The following is a 19,022-nucleotide window of genomic DNA, read 5'->3' as shown; positions in this document are numbered from 1 at the left end:
CGTTATGACGTCTATCACCCGAAGCGCTGCAATCCGAATTGACGACTCGGCTTTTGACTGGCGCAGGGTGACATTCCTTGTCGAGGTCGGGAGAGTCCCGTCGAGTTGTGCAGTGCGATTGCGACGAGGGAGGCGACCATGAATTTTTGGCAGATGTCCGACGGAATCCGGCTGCATCATCAGCAGCCCCCTCACCATGACGGGTACGATGGCCAAGGCGTTCGCGACGTGGCATGGCTGGATCCGTCACTGAATTCCGCGATCGGCACCTGTTACAATGGCGCTGGCGACGGCGGCTATGGCTCCTTCGTCGGCGCGGAGATGCACCCGCCTGTCGCGAGTTTTGATCGGCTTGACGCCGGACACGGGGATATTCAGAGCAAGGCCGATACCCAACAGTCCAATGCGGTGCACTCCAATCAACACGCCGGCCAGGTGGCGGGCACCGGCGGTAATGGTGGAAGCCACAACGCGACGGCTGGCGGAGATGTATCCGCCCTCCATTCCGGTTCCGGCTCAGGTTATAGCTGGCTTGATTCCATCATGATCCAGAGCGGGGCCAATCAGGCCGGCAACGGCGGAGATGGATATTCTTATGGAGGCGTCATCCACGCCTCCTTGCTCATTTATCAGCCGATCAACATCGCGGTGGCGGTTGGATATGGCTCCAGCGCCCACGCTGAACAAACCAACAATGTGAGTATCGATCAATCAGCCGTTCAGATCGCCGGCGTCGGGGGAAACGGCGGCAATGGCAACGCCGCATCGGGCGGAAACGTGGGCAGTTCTTCTTCTGGCGCCGACCTGATCGCGACCGGCGGCAATGGCGCCGGCAATGGTGGCGACGGCTACTTCTTCGGGAGCCTGGTGAACGCTCCTGTCGTTATCTACCATCCAGTAAATATTGCCGTCGCCGGCGCTGGAGGCACGGCCGAGGCTACGCAGTCCAATACGGTTGAGATCGATCAATCCGCGGTCCAGATCGCCGGTGTCGGCGGCAATGGCGGTAACGGAAATGCAGCAGGCGGCGGCAACGTATCGATGCTCGGACACACTTCCGGATCGGGCTACGGCGGGACTGACTCGCTCATACATACTGGCGGCGACCATGCGGGCAATGGCGGCGACGGTTACTTTTATGGAGGCCTCGTCCACGCATCCTTCGCGATATATAACCCGGTCAACATTGCGGTGGCTGGGTATAATTCCAACGCGCATGCCTTCCAGGCAAACAACGTGCAACTGGATCAGTTCTCCTTTCAGATGGCCGGCCTCGGAGGAAATGGGGGCAACGGCAATGCCGCAGCGGGCGGAAACGTCTTCTCCGGCTTCGGAGGTGGCTCCAACGCCATCGCAACCGGGGACAACGCTGCCGGCAACGGTGGCAGCGGCCAGTTCACGGGCAGCATGATTGATGTCAGCATCGCGATTTATGCGCCGATCAACATTGCGATCGCTGGCCCCAATTCGACGGCCGAAGCGGACCAGATCAACAATGTGATGTTCGACCAGAGCGCGGTCCAGATCGCGGGAATCGGCGGGTACGGCGGCCACGGCAATCTTGCGCTGGGTGGCGATGTCGCCACGCATCTTCTGTCTGAACTTCATTTGATAGGATAGGGCGAGAATTCGTTGCCGGCTCCGATGGTGAGGCCGAAGCCGCTCGCGTCCCGCTGATCGACCAGGAGCGCTCGCAGCTTCACCATGATGCGTCGCCATCGAGAGGCGCCAAGGCATGTAATCCTTTCGTGTGTAACGCCTACCGAACAGGATGGCACTCCATTTGCCATCTATCCGGCTCACGCAAGTGGGGGCCAGAGTTGTTGACACATCCGCTATCTTGATCCGGACGGATGGTGCGTGAAACTAAACACAGGACGGAGGCTGATATGATGGCCAAGACAAAAGGACTGATCAACGTTTCCGACTCCATCGAATTCAAATCGATCAACACCGGGGGCAACAACGCCGGAAATGGCGGCGACGGCAGCTTCTCGGGAAAAATCGTCAACCAACCGAGCATCAGCTTCGATCCATACAACAAGGCGAGCGGCGCCAGCGTGGACGTGAAAACCGGCGATCACGTCAATCAAAAGGCGGAATGGGATGCCGGGGGCGCAAACGGAAAGGCTTCGTGGTTTGCGAAGGCCGCGGGAGGAAAGGCCACGTCGAACGGAAACCAGGACTCCGACAGCGGCCATAATACCTCCAAGGTATACGCCGACACGACGGCGCAGCAGTCAAACTCGCTGAAGGCGGACATGCATCAGGAAGTGGTGGCTGGTATCGGCGGCGACGGTGGAAACGGCAACATCGCGCTGGGTGGAGACGTCCACTTCGATTTCGATACTTCCTTCTGATCGGCAGCTTGTCCGATTGGCAAGACCGGCGGCATCGGCCGCCGGTCCACGACTCGCCGCCGATCAAACCGGCGCCACGCTGGACTGACGGTGGAACGAGAAGGTCGAATCCTCAGGGCTCTGGCGGTGACGACAATGCTGATGCCGCCCCTCCGATTACACCTCGCAGCACAGCCACAGACAAGGCTGCAGGCGGCGCTCTGGGCCTGCGCCGGCACGCTTGGCATCGTGTTCGCATACAGTTGCAGCTACAATCTGCTGCTCTTCGCTCCGTCCATCTACCTGCTTCAGATCTATGACCGGGTCTTGTCGAGCCGGAGCGGCCACACGCTTCTGATGCTCACCCTGATCGTCGCGCTCACCGTTGTGGTTGGTGGCGTACTTGACGCGCTGCGCCGCGCCGTGTTGGGGCGGCTCGGGGCTTGGCTCGAAGATCGCCTTCGTCCCTCCGTGCTCTCGGCCAGCCTCGAATGCGCCAACCGCGGCAACCCGGCGCAGGCATCGCAGGCGTATCGGGATCTCACTGTTCTGCGTCAGTTCGTCGAATCCAATGCATGCCCGATACTGTTCGACGCGCTCTGGGTACCTTTGTTTCTAAGTGTGCTTTTTCTCGTACATCCTTTGCTGGGAGTGATAGGAGCCTGCAGCGTGCTCTTCCTGTTCGGCCTCGCTCTTGTCGGCGATGTCCTCACCGAGGATGCGCAGGCCAGGTCCGGAACTGCCTGGGCCAGAAGCCATAGCCGGTTCGCGACGGCTGTCGATAATGTTCAATTGATCCAGGCCATGGGGATGCGCGACCGCGCCGCGCGCCTGATCTGCCAGGCCGCGCAGGACGCGCGAAGCGAGCACGACGAGGCGCAGCGGCGATACGAGATCATCATGCTTGTCGCAAAGCCGGCACGCGCATTGGCGCAGGTCCTGATCATGGGAGCTGCCGCGTGGCTGGTACTCGACTACAACAGAAGCCCCGCCATTATCTTTGCCTCGACACTGCTGTTCAGCCGCGCGCTCGCACCCGTCGAGGGTGCCATTGCTGGCTGGAAAGCTTTCGCGTCGGCCTTGAGCGCCTATCGGCGGCTCACGGACGTCCTTGTCGTCGTCCCCGCTGTCCCGGAGAGCGCGGGCATTGCGTCGAACCGGGGCCGTCTCGTCGTCGAAAATGTCGGCGTGGTACTGCCAGGCTCCGGCGGGTTCCTTTTGAGAGAAGTCTCGTTCAGCCTCGCGCCTGGTGAATGCCTTGGCATTATCGGTCCGTCCGGCTCCGGCAAATCAATGCTCGGCCAGATCATTGCCGGAATCGCGACGCCAACTCAGGGGCGCGTCCTGCTCGACAACGTCGACGTTTCGGTCTTGCGTGAGGCAGGGGGCGATCGTCACCTCGGATATCTGCCGCAGGACATCAACCTGTTTGGGGAGACAATAACGGATGTCATCGCAGGGCTGGATGATAGCGATCCGCAGAAGGTCATCGCAGCCGCGAAGCTCGCCGGAATCCATGACACCATAGTGGGGCTGCCACAGGGGTATGACACCGTCATTCCCGGCGGCGGCTGTGCTTTTTCGCGCGGGTATCGCCAGCGTCTCGGCCTTGCGCGGGCTTTCTTCGATGACCCGCGCCTTGTCGTGCTCGACGAGCCGAACGCCAGCCTCGATTACGTGGGCGAGCGCGTGCTGTTCGATGCCATCGAGCAGCTGAAGAAGGCCAACATCACGGTGATCATCATCACCCATCGAATGGGTATTCTCGCGGCCACGAACAGAATTGCCATCATGCAGGGCGGCGCCGTCACGGCATGTGGCGAGAGCGAGGAGATTTTCGAGAGGTATTTGAGCCGATCCCAAGTCACATCACAGGTCACGTTGCCCGAGAGTACGCCCGCAGCCGCCAACGTATCACTGCAGCGAGTTGTCCCGTGACCGACGCTCCAGACAAGCCGCCGCATTCGTCTTCCCTCGTCCCGGAGCGGCGAACCAAGGTCGTGATTACCGCGATCGACGATATCGAGCCTCTGGAGTTTGCATGGTGGACGGCCCCGACGCCAGCCTCACCTCGCGCCGCACTCCGCGGCTTCACCTGGGCAGGCAATCTGCTGGTCGTCTGCTTTGTGCTGGGCCTGGGAATCTGGTCGGGCTTTGCGCCACTCGAGAGTGCCGCGATCGCTTCCGGCGTCGTGGAAACGGAATCGAGCCGGAAGACGATTCAACACCTTGAGGGCGGCATCGTCAGGGAAATTCTGGTTGCCGACGGCGACGCAGTGCGTGCCGGGCAGGTGCTGATCTGGCTGGACGACACCAGGGCCCGCGCCGAGGTGCAGAGCCTTCAGGGCCAATTGTGGGACGCAACGGCACGTGAAGCAAGGCTCCAGGCCGAGATGCAAGGGCACGAGCATGTGTCGTTTCCGGCCAGGATGGCGACTGCGGGGAAAGAGAATTCATCGGCCGCAGATGTCCTCACCGCGCAGCGAAACATCTTTGAAACGCGCCGGCAGGTCTTCCGGTCTCAGCTCGCCGTCGTCCGGGAGAAAAGCCTCCAGGTCGACAAGGAAATCCTGGGCCTCAAGGCGCAGGAAACCGCCGTCGCGCAGCGGGCCGCAATCGCCCGCGAGGAACTGGACATGGTGGCCACCCTCGTCAGCAAGGGGCTCGAACGGCGGCCCCGCCTTCTGAACCTCGAACGGGAAGTGGCTGAAATACAGGGGCGGCGGGGCGAGATCGCCGCGCATATTTCGCGCGCCGAGCAGGTCATTAGCGAATCGCAGGCGACGCTGCTCAAGCTCGAGAACGACCGGCAAAACGAAATCGCGCAGTCGCTGCGCGAGGCACAAAACCAGATATTTCAGCTACGCGAGCGATTGCGGGCGGCCGAGGACCAGCTGTCGCGAACCGAGGTCAAGGCTCCCGAGGACGGTGTGGTAACCGACCTGCGGATTCATACCCCCGGCGGCGTGATCGGGGCCGGTGCCCCGCTTATGGATATGGTGCCCCGGCAGGATCGCCTCATCGTGACCGCGCGCATCAAGCCCGAGGACATCGATGTAGTTCATCCAGGACTGAATGCCGACGTGCAATTGCTGCCCTACAATCAGCGCCGCGCACCGCGTCTCAGTGGGACAGTGACGCACGTATCCGCCGACCGCCTCGTCGACAAGCGTACCGAGCAGCCCTACTACGCAACCAAAATTCGCGTGCAGGATGCGCGGATCGCCGAGCACGACATCCGGATCATCCCCGGAATGCCGGCACAGGTGTTTATCACAACCGGGCGCAGCACCGTGGCACTCTACGCCCTGAGGCCCCTGCTCGACAGCTTCAACGGCGCGTTCAAGGAGGATTGAGCTACGAGTTGCCTCAAGATGCGCCTGTGCTGGTATCGCGTTCATGACCCGACAGCCGGCCGCTCCAGCGGAGCACCGCCTCAGTGCGGTTGCGAGCGGCACACTTCCGCATGATATGATGAATATGCATTTTAACGGTGTTTTCCGAAAGATTCAGTTTAGCCGCAATCAACTTGTTGGGAAGACCGAGCTCCAGTTCCGCAAGCACGTGCTGCTCGCGAGGCGTGAAATCGATCAGGTGTTTTTCTGGCGCGTCTTTCGCAGCGTCAGCGGCCAAGTATCCCGACGGCAACTCGGCGGCAGAGAGCAATTCCGGCGCTGTCGTGCCATTTTGCGCGATGATCGGAAGTGGTCTGTAGACCCCGCCGGCGAGAACAAGACGCAGGCCGGCAACCGCGACCTCGACCGGGATCGAGGTCGGGAAGAAGCCTCGTACTCCCCTGTGCATTGCGGCCAATGCCGTGGCCTCGTCATCACGGTTCGACAAGAGCGCGATGGAGGCATTGGGGCAGTAGTCCACGAGGAGAGCAAGATCGTCCTCGACAGATGGATCGGCGATGGACTTGTCCCCGGTACTCAGCGCCACCAGGCAAACATCTCGTCCCGACACGAGATTCAGACCGTCCGTGGTCGCCATCTCGACGATTTCGAACCCGGGCAATTCCCGCCGGAGAATGCTTAGAATGCAGGTACGCGTTAAAGTGAGAGGCTCGATGATCACCAGGGCCGGCATTTGCGGCGATCCATTGAGCCGTTCTGCGTGGTTGACGACTTGGTCCATAATAACCCCGAATTCAAAAAGCTGTTGGGCCACCCCACTAATTCCAAATTTCCACCGATCATAATCGCCTGGCGCCATGTCCATGAGAGATGCCCGATTCAGCAATCGGTGCTCAAGGGTCTCAGGGATATCCATGACGCTGCAGTTGCAGGAGGAAATTCTTTCCACACAATTTCACTGCCGGGCACGATGCGATTTCATCGCACCGCGCGCATTCTGGCTTCTGATTGAGCATGATAGAACCGGTATCCGCAATCCCGGATCATGCCTTAGTTGCAGATGTTACGATACGCGATCGCCGCCGCTGAATCTGCCTTGCCAGCGACGACGTATGCATCATCCTCCTTCACGAGATATAGAAACGGCCTATCTCCGGTATCTGAACCGTACGCATTCTTCCCTCTGACGTGACCGCAGATGGTGTCCACCGGACGCCCCCACATATTCAGTCTGATGGCCCGCTTCATGTCGCCGAACTCGGCGGACGCCGGATCCTCCATCTTTGCTGCGACTGAGATCTTTGCCTTGTTCAGGACGGGATCCGGGCTTTCGGCGGATCGATTGGTTGGCGGGGCGGGGGTCCTCGACGGCGCGTGCGCGGTTTTGACGACGTGGGCGCGTCCGCGGGACCCGGCCGATGATGGTTTCCTGGACTTGACCGCAGCGGACTTCGCTCCAGCTGTTGCAGGCCTGAGCGCCGTTGACTTCTGCGCCATCGGCGGACCGGTCGGGGCTCCGTCGAGGCAGCCTTGTGGCGCGCACTCCTTTAGGCTTGCCTGCGACGGGCCAAGCCCATAGCCGATAAGGAGCCCAGCCAGTACGCCAATGAAAAGCAGTCCCATGCAATTCCCCTCCTCGAGGGCGGAATTCCCATTGCACTCTTGCCGCAACTTCTTGATTTTACTGCTGAGGAATTATCTGTTGCGCAAAAGCGTTAAGCGCTCATTAAGCGTGCATCCCGTGCGAAATCACGCTCCCGCATGGTTAACGTTGACGCACCGCAAAGCGGTCGATTGCCTGACGGATATTGTCCGCTCAAATTCAAATCTGACCGGCTGTCCGGTTTTGCTTTGTTGGACCGTTGCGCGATCGGCCGTGTAGCCGCTCGCAGGTGGCGGTTGCTTCGTCAGCCTTTTCGGTGAATGTCCCGCTGTCCCGCACTGCGCCAGGAGAAGTCATGGCTCAATAGCCGAGCCCGGTTACGGCATTTCCCGGCTCGATGCCCGGCGAAAAGTGCTAGGTTATCGCGTGGGGGCGCACCGGACATCTATCAAATGGATCGGTATCCAGGCGATCAATTCCCTTATGCGGCGTTCTTCTGGCCCGCGATCGTCGCTGCATCGGCCGCTGAAACCGCCTCGTCCGTCGCGGCGCAGCTTCTTGGATTGTCCGCCGATGCTGGTGGCGCCGGTCCTGCGCAGGAGCCGGAAGGAGCCACGCCAAGCACGATCGCGCTGGAGCTGCATGCCGTCCGGCTTCGTGACTTTACTGTGGGCGGAAGCGGCGTTCCCGCCCTGCTGTGCCCACCGCTCGCGCTGCATGGAGCCGCTATCGCCGACCTTGCAGCCGGCCACAGTCTCGTTGCTGCCCTCCGTGGCGCTGGAATCGAACGGCTGTTCATGGCCGATTGGCGCTCTGCCAGCGTTGACATGCGATTTCTCGGAATCGACGAATATCTTGCCGATCTCAATGTCCTTGTCGATCATCTCGGCGGCCTGGTCGATCTCGTGGGGCTTTGCCAGGGCGGGTGGTTATCCCTGGTCTATGCGGGACGATTCCCGGCCAAGGTACGCAAGCTTGTGATGGCCGGCGCGCCGATTGATATTGCCGCGCAGCAATCCGGTTTGTCTGTTATCGCCGAGGCGACCCCGCGGTTCGTGTTTGAGAGCCTGGTCAAGTCAGGCGATGGTCTCGTCATCGGCCGCAACGTCGCGCCGTTCTGGGGGAGCGAGACTGACCCGAACGATATCAGAAACTCTCTGCAGACTGTGCAGCCGATCGGCTCGCCGGAATTCACGCGACTCGAAGCCATCTTCAAGAACTGGAATTCCTGGACGATCGACGTTCCCGGAAAATACTATCTCGAAGTTGTCGACAAACTGTACAAATGCAACGCGCTCGCCAGTGGAAACTTCGTCGCCCTGGGACAAGAGATCGACCTCTCGCGGCTGCTGCTTCCGATGTATCTTCTGGCCGGGAGCGCCGACGACGTGGTCGCCCCGGAACAATTGCTTGCAGTGCAACGGCTCGTTGGAACGCCGGCGGAATTTCTGCGCCACGCGGTCGCCCCGTGCGGCCATCTAAGTCTGTTCATGGGGAGGCGCACGCTTGAAGAGTATTGGCCCGGGATTGTGCGCTGGATGAAGGAAGCTGAATGAGCCCGGTGGTTATCATGAAATGCCGAAGCAATTGCTCTGCTCATGGGCTCAGCCTAGGATGGCCAAAAAAGGGCGGACCATGGCGCTTATCAGGACGATCGACACCGGGCTCTATCGGATCCCGCTGACCGTTAGCCTCTCCGACAGCACGCACGGCCAAATCGACGCCTTCGAACTGATAACTTGCCGCGTCCGCGATTCCGAGGGGGCCGAAGGTGTCGGCTATACCTACACGGTCGGCCGCAATGGCGGCGCGATTGCCGATACGCTCCGGCGGGAAATTCCCGGACTGATCGAGGGCCGCGAGGCGGACGACACGGAGGCGATCTGGCATCATGTCTGGTGGGCGTTGCACTATGGCGGCCGCGGCGGGCCGCCCGTGCTCGCGCTGTCGGCGCTTGATATCGCGCTGTGGGACCTCAAGGCGCGCCGCGCCAAGGTACCGCTGTTTCGTCTGCTCGGCGGCTTCGACGCGCGGGTGCCCTGTTACGCCGGCGGCATCGACCTCGATCTTTCCGTGGAGGCACTGCTGCGGCAAACGGACGACAATCTCGCCAAGGGCTTTCGCGCCATCAAGATGAAGGTCGGCCGGCCCGATCTCGCCTCCGATGTCACGCGCGTGCAGGCGATGCGCAAGCATCTTGGAGACGGCTTTCCGCTGATGGCGGATGCCAACATGAAATGGACGGTCGAGGAGGCGATCCGCGCCGCGCGCGCCCTGCAACCCTGCGACCTGACCTGGCTTGAGGAGCCGATCATTCCCGATGATGTTGCCGGTCACGCCCGCATCATGTCCGCCGGCGGCGTGCCGATCGCGGCGGGCGAAAACCTGCGCTCGCTGTGGGAGTTCAAGAACTATATCGCGGCCGGTGCGGTGTCGTATCCCGAGCCCGATGTCACCAATTGCGGCGGCGTCACAGTCTTTATGAAGATCGCGCGGCTCGCGGAAGCGTTCAATCTTCCGGTCACCAGCCACGGCGCACACGACATTACCGTCCACCTGCTCGCGGCCTGCTCAAACCGCTCCTATCTAGAGGCGCACGGTTTCGGGCTCGACCGCTACATCGAGCAGCCGCTCGTCCTCGAACAGGGCATGGCATTGGCGCCGACGCGACCTGGCCATGGCATTACCTTCGACTGGAAGGGGCTGGCGCGCGTCGTGTCATAGGGCCGGAGAGGCCGGAAAAATATTTTCTGCTGTTCAACTCGCCAGTCACGCCGAGCTGACCGATGTCCATTTTGCGCCGCCGGAAAGCTGGACTGGCGCGGCAGCGAGCACCTCACAGCAAACGAAGAAGGCCCCGTGGGGACGGGGCCTTCAGACGCACAAAAACTGCTCTCTTCTTACTTCTTTCCTTTGGGCGCGGGCGCGGCCGCCGCGACGGGCGCACTGGCGCCTGCGTTGGGCGGAGTGGCGCCTGCTTTGCTGGTGTCGGCGCCTGGCAGAGGAGCCGGTTTCTTGGCTTTTGGATCAACCGCGATGGGCGCACTGCCGCCCGAGTTGGGTGGAGTGGCGCCTGTCTTGCTGGTGTCTTTTCCGATCATCATTGGCGTGGTCTGAGCCAACGCCAATGACGATCCAAGGGCAAAGAACGAAATGGCTGCCGCCGCAACGAGTTTCTTCATGTCCGCCTCCCATTTAAAAAGTGATCAAGAAAGGACAGTTTGTTCCATGGCGGCCCAGCGGTCAAACTTGATTTCGCGGGACCAACGGTCGCAGCATAACCTCATCGCGACCGACACCAGACCAGGCCAAGGCTGACTGCCGGAGGGTTGAGAGGTACGCACCCCCTTTGCCTTTCGGCGCTTCCGCTCCTGGCTTTTTTCGCCCATCCCGGGTCTCGGTTTGCGCGGCCATGTTGCAGCAGCGAAGCGGGACTCAACCCCTATCGACGTCCCCGGTTGGGCAGTACGATGCGGATTGAACGAAGCGGCGGAAGACCGCTCGGTGGCCAAGGGGATTTCACAAGGGGCGGCAATGGTGCGGCTGGAACATGCGGTGCTGGCGGCGGCGATGATGGCGGCGATGGGCACACCCGTCGCGGCGGAAGTGCTCGACGCCACCTATCGCGGCACCATGGTATGCGACAAGCTGCCGTTTACCAGCGACAAGATGCGCGAGGCCATCGAGGTCGCGATCAGCGGCGGCGCCGCGCGCTACACGCATGTGGTGCGGCTGCGCAACGCCGCCGTCGAGGCAACCGCCGAGCAGGGCACCGGAAAAATCGACGGCCAGAAAATCGACCTTCAGGGCACCTGGAAAAGCGGCAGCCGTGAGTACCAGGCGAAATACGGCGGCAGCTTCGTGCGGCGCAGCGCCAGGCTGAAGGGTACGCAGACCTGGAGCGGCGGCGGCAAGACCGTCACCCGTGCCTGCGCGGGCGCGATCAAGCGTCCGCTCAAGCCATTCCTGACGCGCGACACGAAGCAAGCGGCCGCGAGGTGAGGTTCTGAAGCGGCCAGTCGCGGCAGCCAACTTCTCGATGTGGGGCTCCCGCGCCATCTGCGGGCCAGGAAAGACCTCGCCTCCTTGGCCACGGGAGGCGAGATCAGGCAATTCAGCTCTCGGCTTGCTGAAATCAGCTGCGGGGGATCGGCGGGCTGAAGCCGCCGTTGAACGAAAGCAGCTTCGCGATCTGCTGCGGCGTCAGCAGGTCGTGATTCCGGGGAATGTGCGGATGCGCAATGGTGCTGGTGCCAATCAAGGAAGTGACGCCACCTGAAGCGGTCGCAAGCTCGGTGTCGTTCAGAAGTCCGGTATTGCTGGTCATCGGTTTGCTCCTTCGTGTCCGACCGGGGCGATCATCGCTCCGTTTCATCGGTGAGCAGGACAATGCCCCCGTCTGCCGCCCCGCGCTGTTCCCTGGGGAACAAGCCTTGCGTTGGGCGCAGTCTGCTTTTGGCCAGAGCGGCATTGGCCAGTCATCGCTTCTCCTGCGCGCACGCACAAACACGGCTTCGTTCGCGGCGCGGTGAAGACTTCGCATTAGGAAGAGGAGAGGGGGCACACCGTATTTCTACGGGGTGCGAGGCTTGGGCCGTTCAAGGTGCATTCATCATGAACCGCCTATTCAGCGCCGGGGGCGGCAGACTGTTTATGACGGGACCGTTATGTCGCTTGCTCCTGATGACTTCGATCCGCTGGCCGTTGTTATTGACTGGCTCGACGCATGTCGATCAGGCGACCTGAGCGCTTTGCTCGATCTCTACGACGAGCGCGCCACGCTCGAATGCGATTGCGAGGGTGTGGGCCTGACCGGACGAGAGTCCTTGTCGGCTTACTGGACCGGCAAACTGCAAAACCAGCTCCCGACTGCCTTTACCCTCGACGATCTCACGGTGACGGAAGACGGCATTTGGGTTGATTATCGGAACAACAAAGCCAGTCTGGTGCGGGCGCATTTTCGTTTCAGCCCGTCAGGCAAAATCGAGCGCACCAACTGCGGGCCGTTGGAGCGACGGCTGTCGGCATAAACGACATTCGCGAACCGTCGATTATCGCGATCAGACCGGCGGCGGGCTCAGCCAGGACCGACTTCGGATCGATCGCTTTGTCGTTTCCGGGCGGAGGTGAAGTATCGTTGTGATCACAATGGAAAATCTCCTTCAGTTTCGACTTTGGGAGACAGGCATAAGCCCCGACGTCGAAGCGATCAGTGACGCGCCCGCCAGGAGAACCAGTATCAACACTGCCTTGCGAAACGTTTCGTCGTTGATGGTCCCGTAGAGTTTGAAGCCGATCCATATGCCGGCAACCATGAAAGGAAGCCCGATGCCGTACAATTTGACGGTTTCAACCGTGTACGACCCTGCGACGAGTTGCGCGATCGAGATGATCACAAATGCCGCAAACAGCACCGGTTGAAACACGGATCGTTGCTTGTCCTTGGACCAGCCGCGCCACTGGCAGGAGATGGTGGAGATGATGCCGCCGAGACCGGTGAGACCTCCGAGCAATCCGTTGGAAATGCCGATGGCAATGTCGGCCGGCGTCCCGATCTTCACTGGCTTTATGGGTGGGCGCGCAAGGCTGTATGTCGCGTGGAGGACGAGCAGCACTCCGACGCCAAAACGCAAATAAGTCGGGTTGAAATGTGTCAGCAGCATCACGCCGATTGGAATGCCGATTGCCGTACCGAGCGTCAGCGGCCAAATGTCTTGCCAGCTCAACTCATGGCGCAGCTTCGCGATGCCGTAACCTTGCGTGAGCAGCCCGTAGCCGGCAATCAGCGCGGCGGTCTGAATCGGCGTGATAATGTGCAGCCATATGCCGGACACGACCAGGCCCATCGCAAACCCGGAAAACCCGCTGACGAAGCCGCCAAGAAATGTTGCAAGAATAAAGAGAAGTAAAAGGTTTCCATCCATGTTGCTCGCTCCATAGGAAAGCGAGCAGCGCTTGCATGGGGTCACCCACTTCACGGGGAGGCTGCGACGTCCCCAGGCAATACTCTATTGGATTTGGCTTCGGATTGGCAATGGCAGCGATCCGACGATGGTTCAAAGCTTGCGGTGGCTAACCGCATCAGACGTGTTGCGCGGGCGACGGCTACTAACCACCTTCGCCCACGCTTCGCTAAATTACAATCTGCCCCATCGCAGGCATCGAAACGTTAACAACTGTCGGGCCACGTGATGACGTACAAGGGGGACGTGCGCACTTCTTTAATGATCGTCCTCGATAGGCCCATATCGGCGAGCAGCCGGTCATCAAGTTCGAGAAGTTGCCCGTACTGGCGACGTCGTTCCCACCTCAGTGCTATTTCATCCAGCCACGCGAGCGGGATTCTCCAAGACCATCCAAGGCCCGGAAAGGAGGGGGAGACTGCGTCGAGAGGATTGGTTGAATTGCAGGTAGTGCTGCCGCAAGACATGGTTTCACCTCCATAATGGAGCGAAACAACGCTTGGCTGCGGGAGCTCATCGGGCGGTTGTCACGGCCCGAGTGATTTCTGTACCATGCCCATCTCTAATCTTCAAGCGATGGCAAGCGAGCATCAACGCATGAAGTCGCCGTGCGGCTTGCCGCGCTTTACCATCTCGCGGCAATACGCATAGAGCGCGTCGTAGACGATCCACTCTGCTGCATTGTGTTCGTGATCGTCCTTGAACCCAAGATGCCGGAAGCCTTCGGCGACGGCTTCGAGGCCGGGACCCTCGGGTTGATGATACAGCGTGTTATCGGTGTCAGCTCCGTTGACGATCCGCCCCAGCAGTACCAGCGCTGGATCACTGGTCAGTTTGTACTTCTTCAGGATTGCTTCGAACGAGCATTCCTTGCCGTGATGACCAAGCTCGACGTCTTTGACATCGTAGGGAATGGCGTCCAGGCGCTTAGCCTCAACCATCACCGTCTCCCCCGGCACAAAAACGAACTCGGCGTCCTTATCGACGAATTTCTTGATGAGCCACGGGCATGCGACGCGATCGACTTTGACGTTTTCGCGGGTGATCCATTTCATGCTGAGCCTCCTATCAGGCGTCCGAGAGGACGAGAACTCCGCCATGCGCGGGTGAAATGACGTAAAGCCGGTCCGGCGCCACCAGCGCCGTCGTATGTGCGCCCGCGCCGGTGACTGTCCGCATGGCATGGCCGCTGCGCGGATCAATGGAATCGACAAGCCCGGGATCTCCGATGGCGACGTGAACCAGACCGGTCGCCGGGTTGAAAAACGTGACATCGGGCGGACCTCCGATCGGCCAGACTTTGATGACCTCGCCCGAGGTGCTGTTCATCTCAACCAGAGTTGAGTCATCGCAGGCAACGTAAAGTCGTTCCCTGGAATGATCGATGTCGAGACCATGGGCACCCGATGACGGGATCTTCCAATGCGTCACCGTGCCAAGGTCGGGCAGGCGGGCCACCAGTACCATTGAGGGCTCGCGGATGCAGAGGAACAGCCGTTCGGCGGCGGCATCGGTGACGCACCAGCGCGGCCGTCCCGGCAGCTCGATTGACATCTGTTTGTGGTCACTCAATCCGTAAATGTGCAGCGTCGGCGCTTCCTTGTCGTCGCCGATGCAGGCGGCGATCCCGAGGCTGGACCGGGCCACGATCACAGCGCCGTTCGGTCGCGCGCCGGACCTGAAGGTGGCGCGGGTTTCCAGCGTGACAGCATCGAGCAAGGCGACGCTGGCGCTGCCGCGGTTGGTTGCCAAAATCTGTCCGTCGTCAGCGACAGCGCCGGCCACGCCCGGAAATCCCGGCAGCGTCGCGATATGCCTGCCGGCGTCGTGGTCGATCACCTCAACGCAATTGCGCGCGGTGTGTGCGATGAAGACACGCCGGCTCTTGGCATCGAAGGCGGCGTGGTCAAACTCGCTGCCCGCGGCTTCTGGTATGGCGATGGTTCCGATGGTTTTCAACGGCATGTCGACCTCACGATGAAAGCCTCAATCCTGCTAGCTCTTCGTACTGGCGGTCTTGTCGAGTGCAGCGCGAAGTCCGCGGGCAAGTTTCAACGCGTCGTCATTGGCCCAGAAATGAAGGAAGAACAGCCGCGGCTGTTCGTCCAGCATATGGCTGTGAACGGCGGTTACGTCGATGCCGTTCGATCGCAATGCCCTGATCACCGGATTCACCTCGTCACCGGAGAGGACGAAATCTCCGGTGATTGCTGCCTTGCCGCTGCCGGTGGGCTGAAAGCCGATGGCTATCGCCACGCCCATCGGCCCGACCGGGCTCAGCTGCATGCCGTTTTCCGTCACCGGATCGCGGCGCGGCACGGCGAATTGATAGACGCCGCCGTTCGCCTGTCCCTTGACGCCGATGATCTGATCTAGCTGTGCCGTATCGAGTTCGACCGCTGGTGGAGGCGCTGCGGAAGGCGTCGCGAGCGGGGTCTTGCTCGCCGCCAGAGCATCGCGAATGACGGTAGCCATCTTTGCGGGATCGCCGTGGCCTCCGACATGCATGTAGAACGTGGCCGGGCTGGCGCGCAGCAGATGATTGTGGACGGCGGTGATCTCAAGCCCGCCTTCAATCATCTTGAGCATGACCGGATTGATTTCAGTCTCCAGCAGCACGAGGTCGCCCATCACCATGGCCTCCCCGTGCATTGGCTTGAACGCGACCCAGCCGCCGAGCGCCAGAGCCGGTTTGATGGTGACGCCGTCAAGCGTCACGGTCAGATCGGTGCGGGGAAAGCCGTAGCGGTGCACGTCACCCGAAACCGCGGGCTTTCTTCCGAACGTGTCATCGACCTTCTTCCAGTCGATTTCCTGGGCGGTTGCCGCGTTCGTGAGGGAGGCTGCGAAGATCGAAGCCACGAGCCAAAGTTTGAGACTCATCTATCTCTCCTTCGGGTTTGAGGGGGTGTCAGATTGCGGAATAATATCTGACAGGAGAATTTCGGTTTCGAATCCCATCGCGCGTAACGCAATGGCGAAGCCTTCGCTGATTTCCTCCGCACTGCAGAAATAAATGACGGACGAGCCCTCGCGGACGGAATCGATCGGCGCCGGGTCGGCGTCGGTCTGTCCACAAAGAGAAGTTAGAGAAATTGGCAGTTTTCGGTCGTCCATGCGCAATCCTCTCGACAAATCGAGCGTTGCGCAGATCTTGGACGGGGACCGTCTGATGGGGAGTCTGCATTTCCCCGAAGCCGTTTCTAAGGAGAGTGCGATGCACACGCAAGAGCCGCAGCTCGATCCGGTATCACGACGCTGTGTGCCCTGTTCCTTCAAGCTATCTCGCCTCGCCGTAGGTTACCTCGTCAAACAGGGTGACGCTGTCTGCCTTGGTCCATAGCCCCACCTTGCCGGCATCGGCGAACGTGGAATCCTCGACTTCGAACAATTGTTTGCCGTTGAAGGATACGCCGAAGCGCGAGCCTCTGAAGTCAATACGCAAGCTATGCCAGGTGTTGGCCGGAACCTTGACATCCGTTCCGTAACCTCCCTTGCGGCCGACAATGTCGAGCGGGCTTCGGACGCCATTGAGGGTCTTGTAGAGAACGACATTGTCCTCAAGCGCATTGGCCCGCATCACGTAGTAGTTGTTCGCGTCCTTCGCCCGCCAGACAATGCCGGCGGCGCGATCCTGCGATCCCGCGATGGCCTTGAATTTTATCTCGACAAAGCCGTCCTTGATGCTGGTGTCGTTCTTCAGCAGCAGCGGATAGGTCGCCCGGCCGGATTGCTTGAGCACCTTCGATTTTGACGGTGCCGTGTCGTCGCTTTCGACCGTCCATTTTGGATCGCCTGATCCTGTCAGGGTGACCGTCCAGCCCTCGGGCGCAACACCGATCGGGGTGCCTTCGAAACCTATCGCGTGGTTTGACATATCATTCACTCCCATGAGGAAAAGCGTGGCCGCAATGATGGCCTCTCTGAATCGCGCCACGGTAAGCTCAACGCGCGCGGAACCGACGACGGCTGATATCCGGCCAGAAGCAGGCTGCAGATTGCGTTCGTTTTGGGAAAATGGAGGCATTCCGTCCACGTGCATGTCGCCTCGACGAGTCGAGTGCTGCACAGTTCTTGGACCGAAGCCTCAAGGGGAGACTGTACTTCCCCTAGGCACTTGGTAATTCAACAGGGCAACAAATGCAACATCAAGCAGCGGCCCCGGCCGACTGAACAGGATCAGTTATGGACAGCAAAAGCCTTGTACATCTGCTGGCAAGTTTCGCTCTGCTGATTTCGACGCCGTGTCCGGCACAGGACTCGCTCGTTACCTACAAATCCTTGGCGCCCGGAATCGCCCTCGAACTAGCGCAATCCGCACTCGCGAATTGTCAGCAACGCGGCTACCAGGTCGCGATAGCCGTTGTCGACCGCTTCGGCGTAACACAAGTGATACTGCGCGACCGCTATGCTGGGGCTCATACGCCCGCGACTGCATCGGGTAAGGCGTGGACTGCGGCAACCTTCCGCAGCAGCACCAGTAATCTGTTCACCGTCAGTCAGCCCGGCATGATGCAGGCGGGAATTCGCAATCTTCCGGGCGTGGTTGTTATTGGAGGCGGACTCGTCGTCGAGGCGGGCGGATCGCTGGTTGGCGCGATTGGCGTCTCGGGAGCGCCCGGAGGCGATGCCGACGAAGCGTGCGCCAAGGCAGGAATAGATGCGATTCAATCCAAACTGGACTTTTGAAGGTGATTCTCAATGATCTACTCGGGATCCAGCGTCGTTAGCCTCACTGGCTTTGCATAATCCATGCTGGCAGCACGGCCGTGACAAATGGCAAGATTACTCTGTGCCGTTCAGTCGAACTTAGCCTGGCTTGTCTTACCGTCAGGCCCGTTTAGCCGCACGACGCCTTTACATTCGGCGGAATGGCTACAGTTGATGTTCCGGTCAGCTTATTCCCGCGAGCAGGTGCGAGGTCGATGCGTTCACTCTTGCCGCCAATCGCCAGGATAGCGAGCCCCTTATATCCGTCCACGGCTACAGCGTTGTTCTTCGTATCAGTCACGTAGAGTTCAACCGTGCTGCCTTTGGCGGTTAGTTCGGCGTGGAACGGCCCAAGATCCTTAACGCGGCCACCGTTGAGACCTTTGGTGTCGTGTGCAAACGCGGGCGCGGCGGCAAGCAAAAAAGCCAAAATGAAATTAAAGCGGCGCATAATGTTCTCCATCTCGGCTGCGTTGGCGCACTCTCTGCTTTGAATAGCGTGTCCGTCCATCGGCGGCTTGAATTTATGAGTTCAGCCCGCATCCCGCTATGCCCTGCAAACTGCGTCGCCCCGCACGCAAGCGCAATCTTCAATTCCGCGTGCGACAAACTAACCCGACGGGCAAATCAATTCGGTTTTCCGGAAATCGTGTCAAGCCCGAGAATAAAAAATATTTCGCTTTTCCCGAAGGCAAATCAGGGTCATATATCTGCCCATCCCGTCCCACTCAGAGGGCGTCGGCCGTCGTCACGGACGTTGGGCGGGTCGCGGTGGACGCTGATGTGCTGGCGACGAACGGCACTGACGCGTACGGCGAAGTCGTGTGGTCCTGGCGCCCCGTTGCTGGCGTCACGTCCGTGAGGAGCCAAACGCTTCTTGCGGGCAATGGTGGCAAGAAAGCCCGTTCACCAGGGAGAGCACGATATAAGCCGTAAAGCCATTGCGCAGGGAAGGCCGGGTGTTCTCCGCTGGACCTGTATGCTCGTGTGCATTTTGTTTTGTGCAAACCGCACGCGAGACCGCGGGTGCAGCGCGCACCCGGTCTTCCCT

Annotated in this window: 21 protein-coding genes; 9 read left to right on the top strand and 12 right to left on the bottom strand. The window is 60.4% G+C overall.

The window, feature by feature from the left end:
* Positions 1-138: 138 nt before the first annotated feature.
* The 4 genes from JQ567_RS12550 (at position 139) to JQ567_RS12535 (ending at position 5,695) form a co-directional block, all read left to right on the top strand.
* Positions 139-1,620 (top strand): hypothetical protein, encoded by a 1,482-nt coding sequence (locus JQ567_RS12550; RefSeq protein WP_212439096.1) that lies wholly within the window; start codon positions 139-141, stop codon positions 1,618-1,620.
* Between the two features lie 269 nt (positions 1,621-1,889).
* Positions 1,890-2,360, top strand: a complete 471-nt coding sequence (locus JQ567_RS12545; RefSeq protein WP_212439095.1) for a hypothetical protein — start codon at positions 1,890-1,892, stop codon at positions 2,358-2,360.
* A gap of 135 nt (positions 2,361-2,495) precedes the next feature.
* Positions 2,496-4,277 carry a type I secretion system permease/ATPase gene (locus JQ567_RS12540; protein ID WP_212439094.1) on the top strand — a complete coding sequence of 594 codons (1,782 nt, stop codon included), beginning with the start codon at positions 2,496-2,498 and terminating at the stop codon, positions 4,275-4,277.
* Entirely contained in the window at positions 4,274-5,695 is a 1,422-nt protein-coding gene (locus JQ567_RS12535) for an HlyD family type I secretion periplasmic adaptor subunit (RefSeq protein WP_212439283.1), read from the top strand. The genes JQ567_RS12540 and JQ567_RS12535 overlap by 4 nt, the downstream gene beginning before the upstream one ends.
* A gap of 13 nt (positions 5,696-5,708) precedes the next feature.
* Here the strand turns inward: JQ567_RS12535 and JQ567_RS12530 are convergent, their stop codons facing one another.
* Together JQ567_RS12530 and JQ567_RS38120 are read right to left on the bottom strand one after the other, a co-directional pair.
* Positions 5,709-6,560: a response regulator transcription factor gene (locus JQ567_RS12530; protein WP_249165426.1), complete on the bottom strand. Its 852-nt coding sequence runs from the start codon at positions 6,558-6,560 to the stop codon at positions 5,709-5,711.
* A 185-nt stretch (positions 6,561-6,745) separates the two neighbouring features.
* Positions 6,746-7,318: a hypothetical protein gene (locus JQ567_RS38120; RefSeq protein ID WP_249165425.1), complete on the bottom strand. Its 573-nt coding sequence runs from the start codon at positions 7,316-7,318 to the stop codon at positions 6,746-6,748.
* Between the two features lie 543 nt (positions 7,319-7,861).
* On the opposite strand from JQ567_RS38120, the gene JQ567_RS12520 reads away from it, so the two are divergent.
* Together JQ567_RS12520 and JQ567_RS12515 are read left to right on the top strand one after the other, a co-directional pair.
* The gene (locus JQ567_RS12520) at positions 7,862-8,854 is read left to right on the top strand and encodes an alpha/beta fold hydrolase (protein ID WP_212439093.1); all 993 of its coding nucleotides are present in this window, start codon (positions 7,862-7,864) and stop codon (positions 8,852-8,854) included.
* Positions 8,855-8,933: 79 nt separating this feature from the next.
* Positions 8,934-10,022 (top strand): mandelate racemase/muconate lactonizing enzyme family protein, encoded by a 1,089-nt coding sequence (locus tag JQ567_RS12515; protein WP_212439092.1) that lies wholly within the window; start codon positions 8,934-8,936, stop codon positions 10,020-10,022.
* Between the two features lie 176 nt (positions 10,023-10,198).
* Here JQ567_RS12515 and JQ567_RS12510 read toward each other — a convergent pair whose 3' ends face one another.
* Positions 10,199-10,480 (bottom strand): hypothetical protein, encoded by a 282-nt coding sequence (locus tag JQ567_RS12510; protein WP_212439091.1) that lies wholly within the window; start codon positions 10,478-10,480, stop codon positions 10,199-10,201.
* 295 nt (positions 10,481-10,775) lie between these two features.
* Between JQ567_RS12510 and JQ567_RS12505 the strand changes: the two genes are divergently transcribed.
* On the top strand, positions 10,776-11,300 hold the full coding sequence (locus JQ567_RS12505; protein ID WP_212439090.1) for a hypothetical protein: 525 nt from the start codon (positions 10,776-10,778) through the stop codon (positions 11,298-11,300).
* Between the two features lie 133 nt (positions 11,301-11,433).
* Here JQ567_RS12505 and JQ567_RS12500 read toward each other — a convergent pair whose 3' ends face one another.
* Positions 11,434-11,625 (bottom strand): hypothetical protein, encoded by a 192-nt coding sequence (locus JQ567_RS12500; protein WP_192738773.1) that lies wholly within the window; start codon positions 11,623-11,625, stop codon positions 11,434-11,436.
* A gap of 340 nt (positions 11,626-11,965) precedes the next feature.
* On the opposite strand from JQ567_RS12500, the gene JQ567_RS12495 reads away from it, so the two are divergent.
* On the top strand, positions 11,966-12,328 hold the full coding sequence (locus tag JQ567_RS12495) for a nuclear transport factor 2 family protein (RefSeq protein ID WP_212439089.1): 363 nt from the start codon (positions 11,966-11,968) through the stop codon (positions 12,326-12,328).
* A 132-nt stretch (positions 12,329-12,460) separates the two neighbouring features.
* On the opposite strand, the gene JQ567_RS12490 is transcribed toward JQ567_RS12495, so the two are convergent.
* From JQ567_RS12490 to JQ567_RS12460, 7 genes are all read right to left on the bottom strand, one after another.
* Positions 12,461-13,222 carry a sulfite exporter TauE/SafE family protein gene (locus JQ567_RS12490; protein WP_212439088.1) on the bottom strand — a complete coding sequence of 254 codons (762 nt, stop codon included), beginning with the start codon at positions 13,220-13,222 and terminating at the stop codon, positions 12,461-12,463.
* Positions 13,223-13,467: 245 nt separating this feature from the next.
* Positions 13,468-13,728 carry a DUF1127 domain-containing protein gene (locus JQ567_RS12485; RefSeq protein ID WP_212439087.1) on the bottom strand — a complete coding sequence of 87 codons (261 nt, stop codon included), beginning with the start codon at positions 13,726-13,728 and terminating at the stop codon, positions 13,468-13,470.
* A gap of 123 nt (positions 13,729-13,851) precedes the next feature.
* Entirely contained in the window at positions 13,852-14,316 is a 465-nt protein-coding gene (locus JQ567_RS12480; protein WP_212439086.1) for a chromate resistance protein ChrB domain-containing protein, read from the bottom strand.
* A gap of 13 nt (positions 14,317-14,329) precedes the next feature.
* Complete coding sequence (locus JQ567_RS12475; RefSeq protein WP_212439085.1) at positions 14,330-15,226, bottom strand: YncE family protein; 897 nt, start codon at positions 15,224-15,226, stop codon at positions 14,330-14,332.
* Positions 15,227-15,256: 30 nt separating this feature from the next.
* A complete protein-coding gene (locus JQ567_RS12470) occupies positions 15,257-16,144 on the bottom strand; it encodes a DUF1259 domain-containing protein (RefSeq protein ID WP_212439084.1) in 888 nt (295 codons plus the stop codon).
* A complete protein-coding gene (locus JQ567_RS12465; RefSeq protein ID WP_212439083.1) occupies positions 16,145-16,378 on the bottom strand; it encodes a hypothetical protein in 234 nt (77 codons plus the stop codon).
* A gap of 163 nt (positions 16,379-16,541) precedes the next feature.
* Complete coding sequence (locus JQ567_RS12460) at positions 16,542-17,138, bottom strand: family 16 glycoside hydrolase (protein ID WP_212439082.1); 597 nt, start codon at positions 17,136-17,138, stop codon at positions 16,542-16,544.
* 308 nt (positions 17,139-17,446) lie between these two features.
* Between JQ567_RS12460 and JQ567_RS12455 the strand changes: the two genes are divergently transcribed.
* On the top strand, positions 17,447-17,950 hold the full coding sequence (locus JQ567_RS12455) for a heme-binding protein (RefSeq protein WP_212439081.1): 504 nt from the start codon (positions 17,447-17,449) through the stop codon (positions 17,948-17,950).
* A 151-nt stretch (positions 17,951-18,101) separates the two neighbouring features.
* Here JQ567_RS12455 and JQ567_RS12450 read toward each other — a convergent pair whose 3' ends face one another.
* Entirely contained in the window at positions 18,102-18,422 is a 321-nt protein-coding gene (locus JQ567_RS12450) for a hypothetical protein (protein WP_212439080.1), read from the bottom strand.
* Positions 18,423-19,022: the final 600 nt, after the last annotated feature.

The sequence above is a fragment of the Bradyrhizobium sp. AUGA SZCCT0431 genome (genome assembly GCF_018131065.1).
In the GTDB taxonomy this organism is placed as follows: Bacteria; Pseudomonadota; Alphaproteobacteria; order Rhizobiales; family Xanthobacteraceae; genus Bradyrhizobium.
The sequence above is the reverse complement of the archived record's forward strand: the minus strand, read 5'-3'. Positions and strand labels throughout refer to the sequence as shown.

Excerpts from the sequence above, each read along its gene's own strand:
- JQ567_RS12550 (WP_212439096.1), top strand. The coding sequence starts at position 139 with ATGAATTTTTGGCAGATGTCCGACGGAATCCGGCTGCATCATCAGCAG.
- JQ567_RS12545 (WP_212439095.1), top strand. The coding sequence starts at position 1,890 with ATGATGGCCAAGACAAAAGGACTGATCAACGTTTCCGACTCCATCGAA.
- JQ567_RS12540 (WP_212439094.1), top strand. The coding sequence starts at position 2,496 with ATGCTGATGCCGCCCCTCCGATTACACCTCGCAGCACAGCCACAGACA.
- JQ567_RS12530 (WP_249165426.1), bottom strand. The coding sequence starts at position 6,560 with ATGGACATGGCGCCAGGCGATTATGATCGGTGGAAATTTGGAATTAGT.
- JQ567_RS38120 (WP_249165425.1), bottom strand. The coding sequence starts at position 7,318 with ATGGGACTGCTTTTCATTGGCGTACTGGCTGGGCTCCTTATCGGCTAT.
- JQ567_RS12515 (WP_212439092.1), top strand. The coding sequence starts at position 8,934 with ATGGCGCTTATCAGGACGATCGACACCGGGCTCTATCGGATCCCGCTG.
- JQ567_RS12510 (WP_212439091.1), bottom strand. The coding sequence starts at position 10,480 with ATGAAGAAACTCGTTGCGGCGGCAGCCATTTCGTTCTTTGCCCTTGGA.
- JQ567_RS12500 (WP_192738773.1), bottom strand. The coding sequence starts at position 11,625 with ATGACCAGCAATACCGGACTTCTGAACGACACCGAGCTTGCGACCGCT.
- JQ567_RS12495 (WP_212439089.1), top strand. The coding sequence starts at position 11,966 with ATGTCGCTTGCTCCTGATGACTTCGATCCGCTGGCCGTTGTTATTGAC.
- JQ567_RS12490 (WP_212439088.1), bottom strand. The coding sequence starts at position 13,222 with ATGGATGGAAACCTTTTACTTCTCTTTATTCTTGCAACATTTCTTGGC.
- JQ567_RS12485 (WP_212439087.1), bottom strand. The coding sequence starts at position 13,728 with ATGTCTTGCGGCAGCACTACCTGCAATTCAACCAATCCTCTCGACGCA.
- JQ567_RS12480 (WP_212439086.1), bottom strand. The coding sequence starts at position 14,316 with ATGAAATGGATCACCCGCGAAAACGTCAAAGTCGATCGCGTCGCATGC.
- JQ567_RS12475 (WP_212439085.1), bottom strand. The coding sequence starts at position 15,226 with ATGCCGTTGAAAACCATCGGAACCATCGCCATACCAGAAGCCGCGGGC.
- JQ567_RS12470 (WP_212439084.1), bottom strand. The coding sequence starts at position 16,144 with ATGAGTCTCAAACTTTGGCTCGTGGCTTCGATCTTCGCAGCCTCCCTC.
- JQ567_RS12465 (WP_212439083.1), bottom strand. The coding sequence starts at position 16,378 with ATGGACGACCGAAAACTGCCAATTTCTCTAACTTCTCTTTGTGGACAG.
- JQ567_RS12460 (WP_212439082.1), bottom strand. The coding sequence starts at position 17,138 with ATGTCAAACCACGCGATAGGTTTCGAAGGCACCCCGATCGGTGTTGCG.
- JQ567_RS12455 (WP_212439081.1), top strand. The coding sequence starts at position 17,447 with ATGGACAGCAAAAGCCTTGTACATCTGCTGGCAAGTTTCGCTCTGCTG.
- JQ567_RS12450 (WP_212439080.1), bottom strand. The coding sequence starts at position 18,422 with ATGCGCCGCTTTAATTTCATTTTGGCTTTTTTGCTTGCCGCCGCGCCC.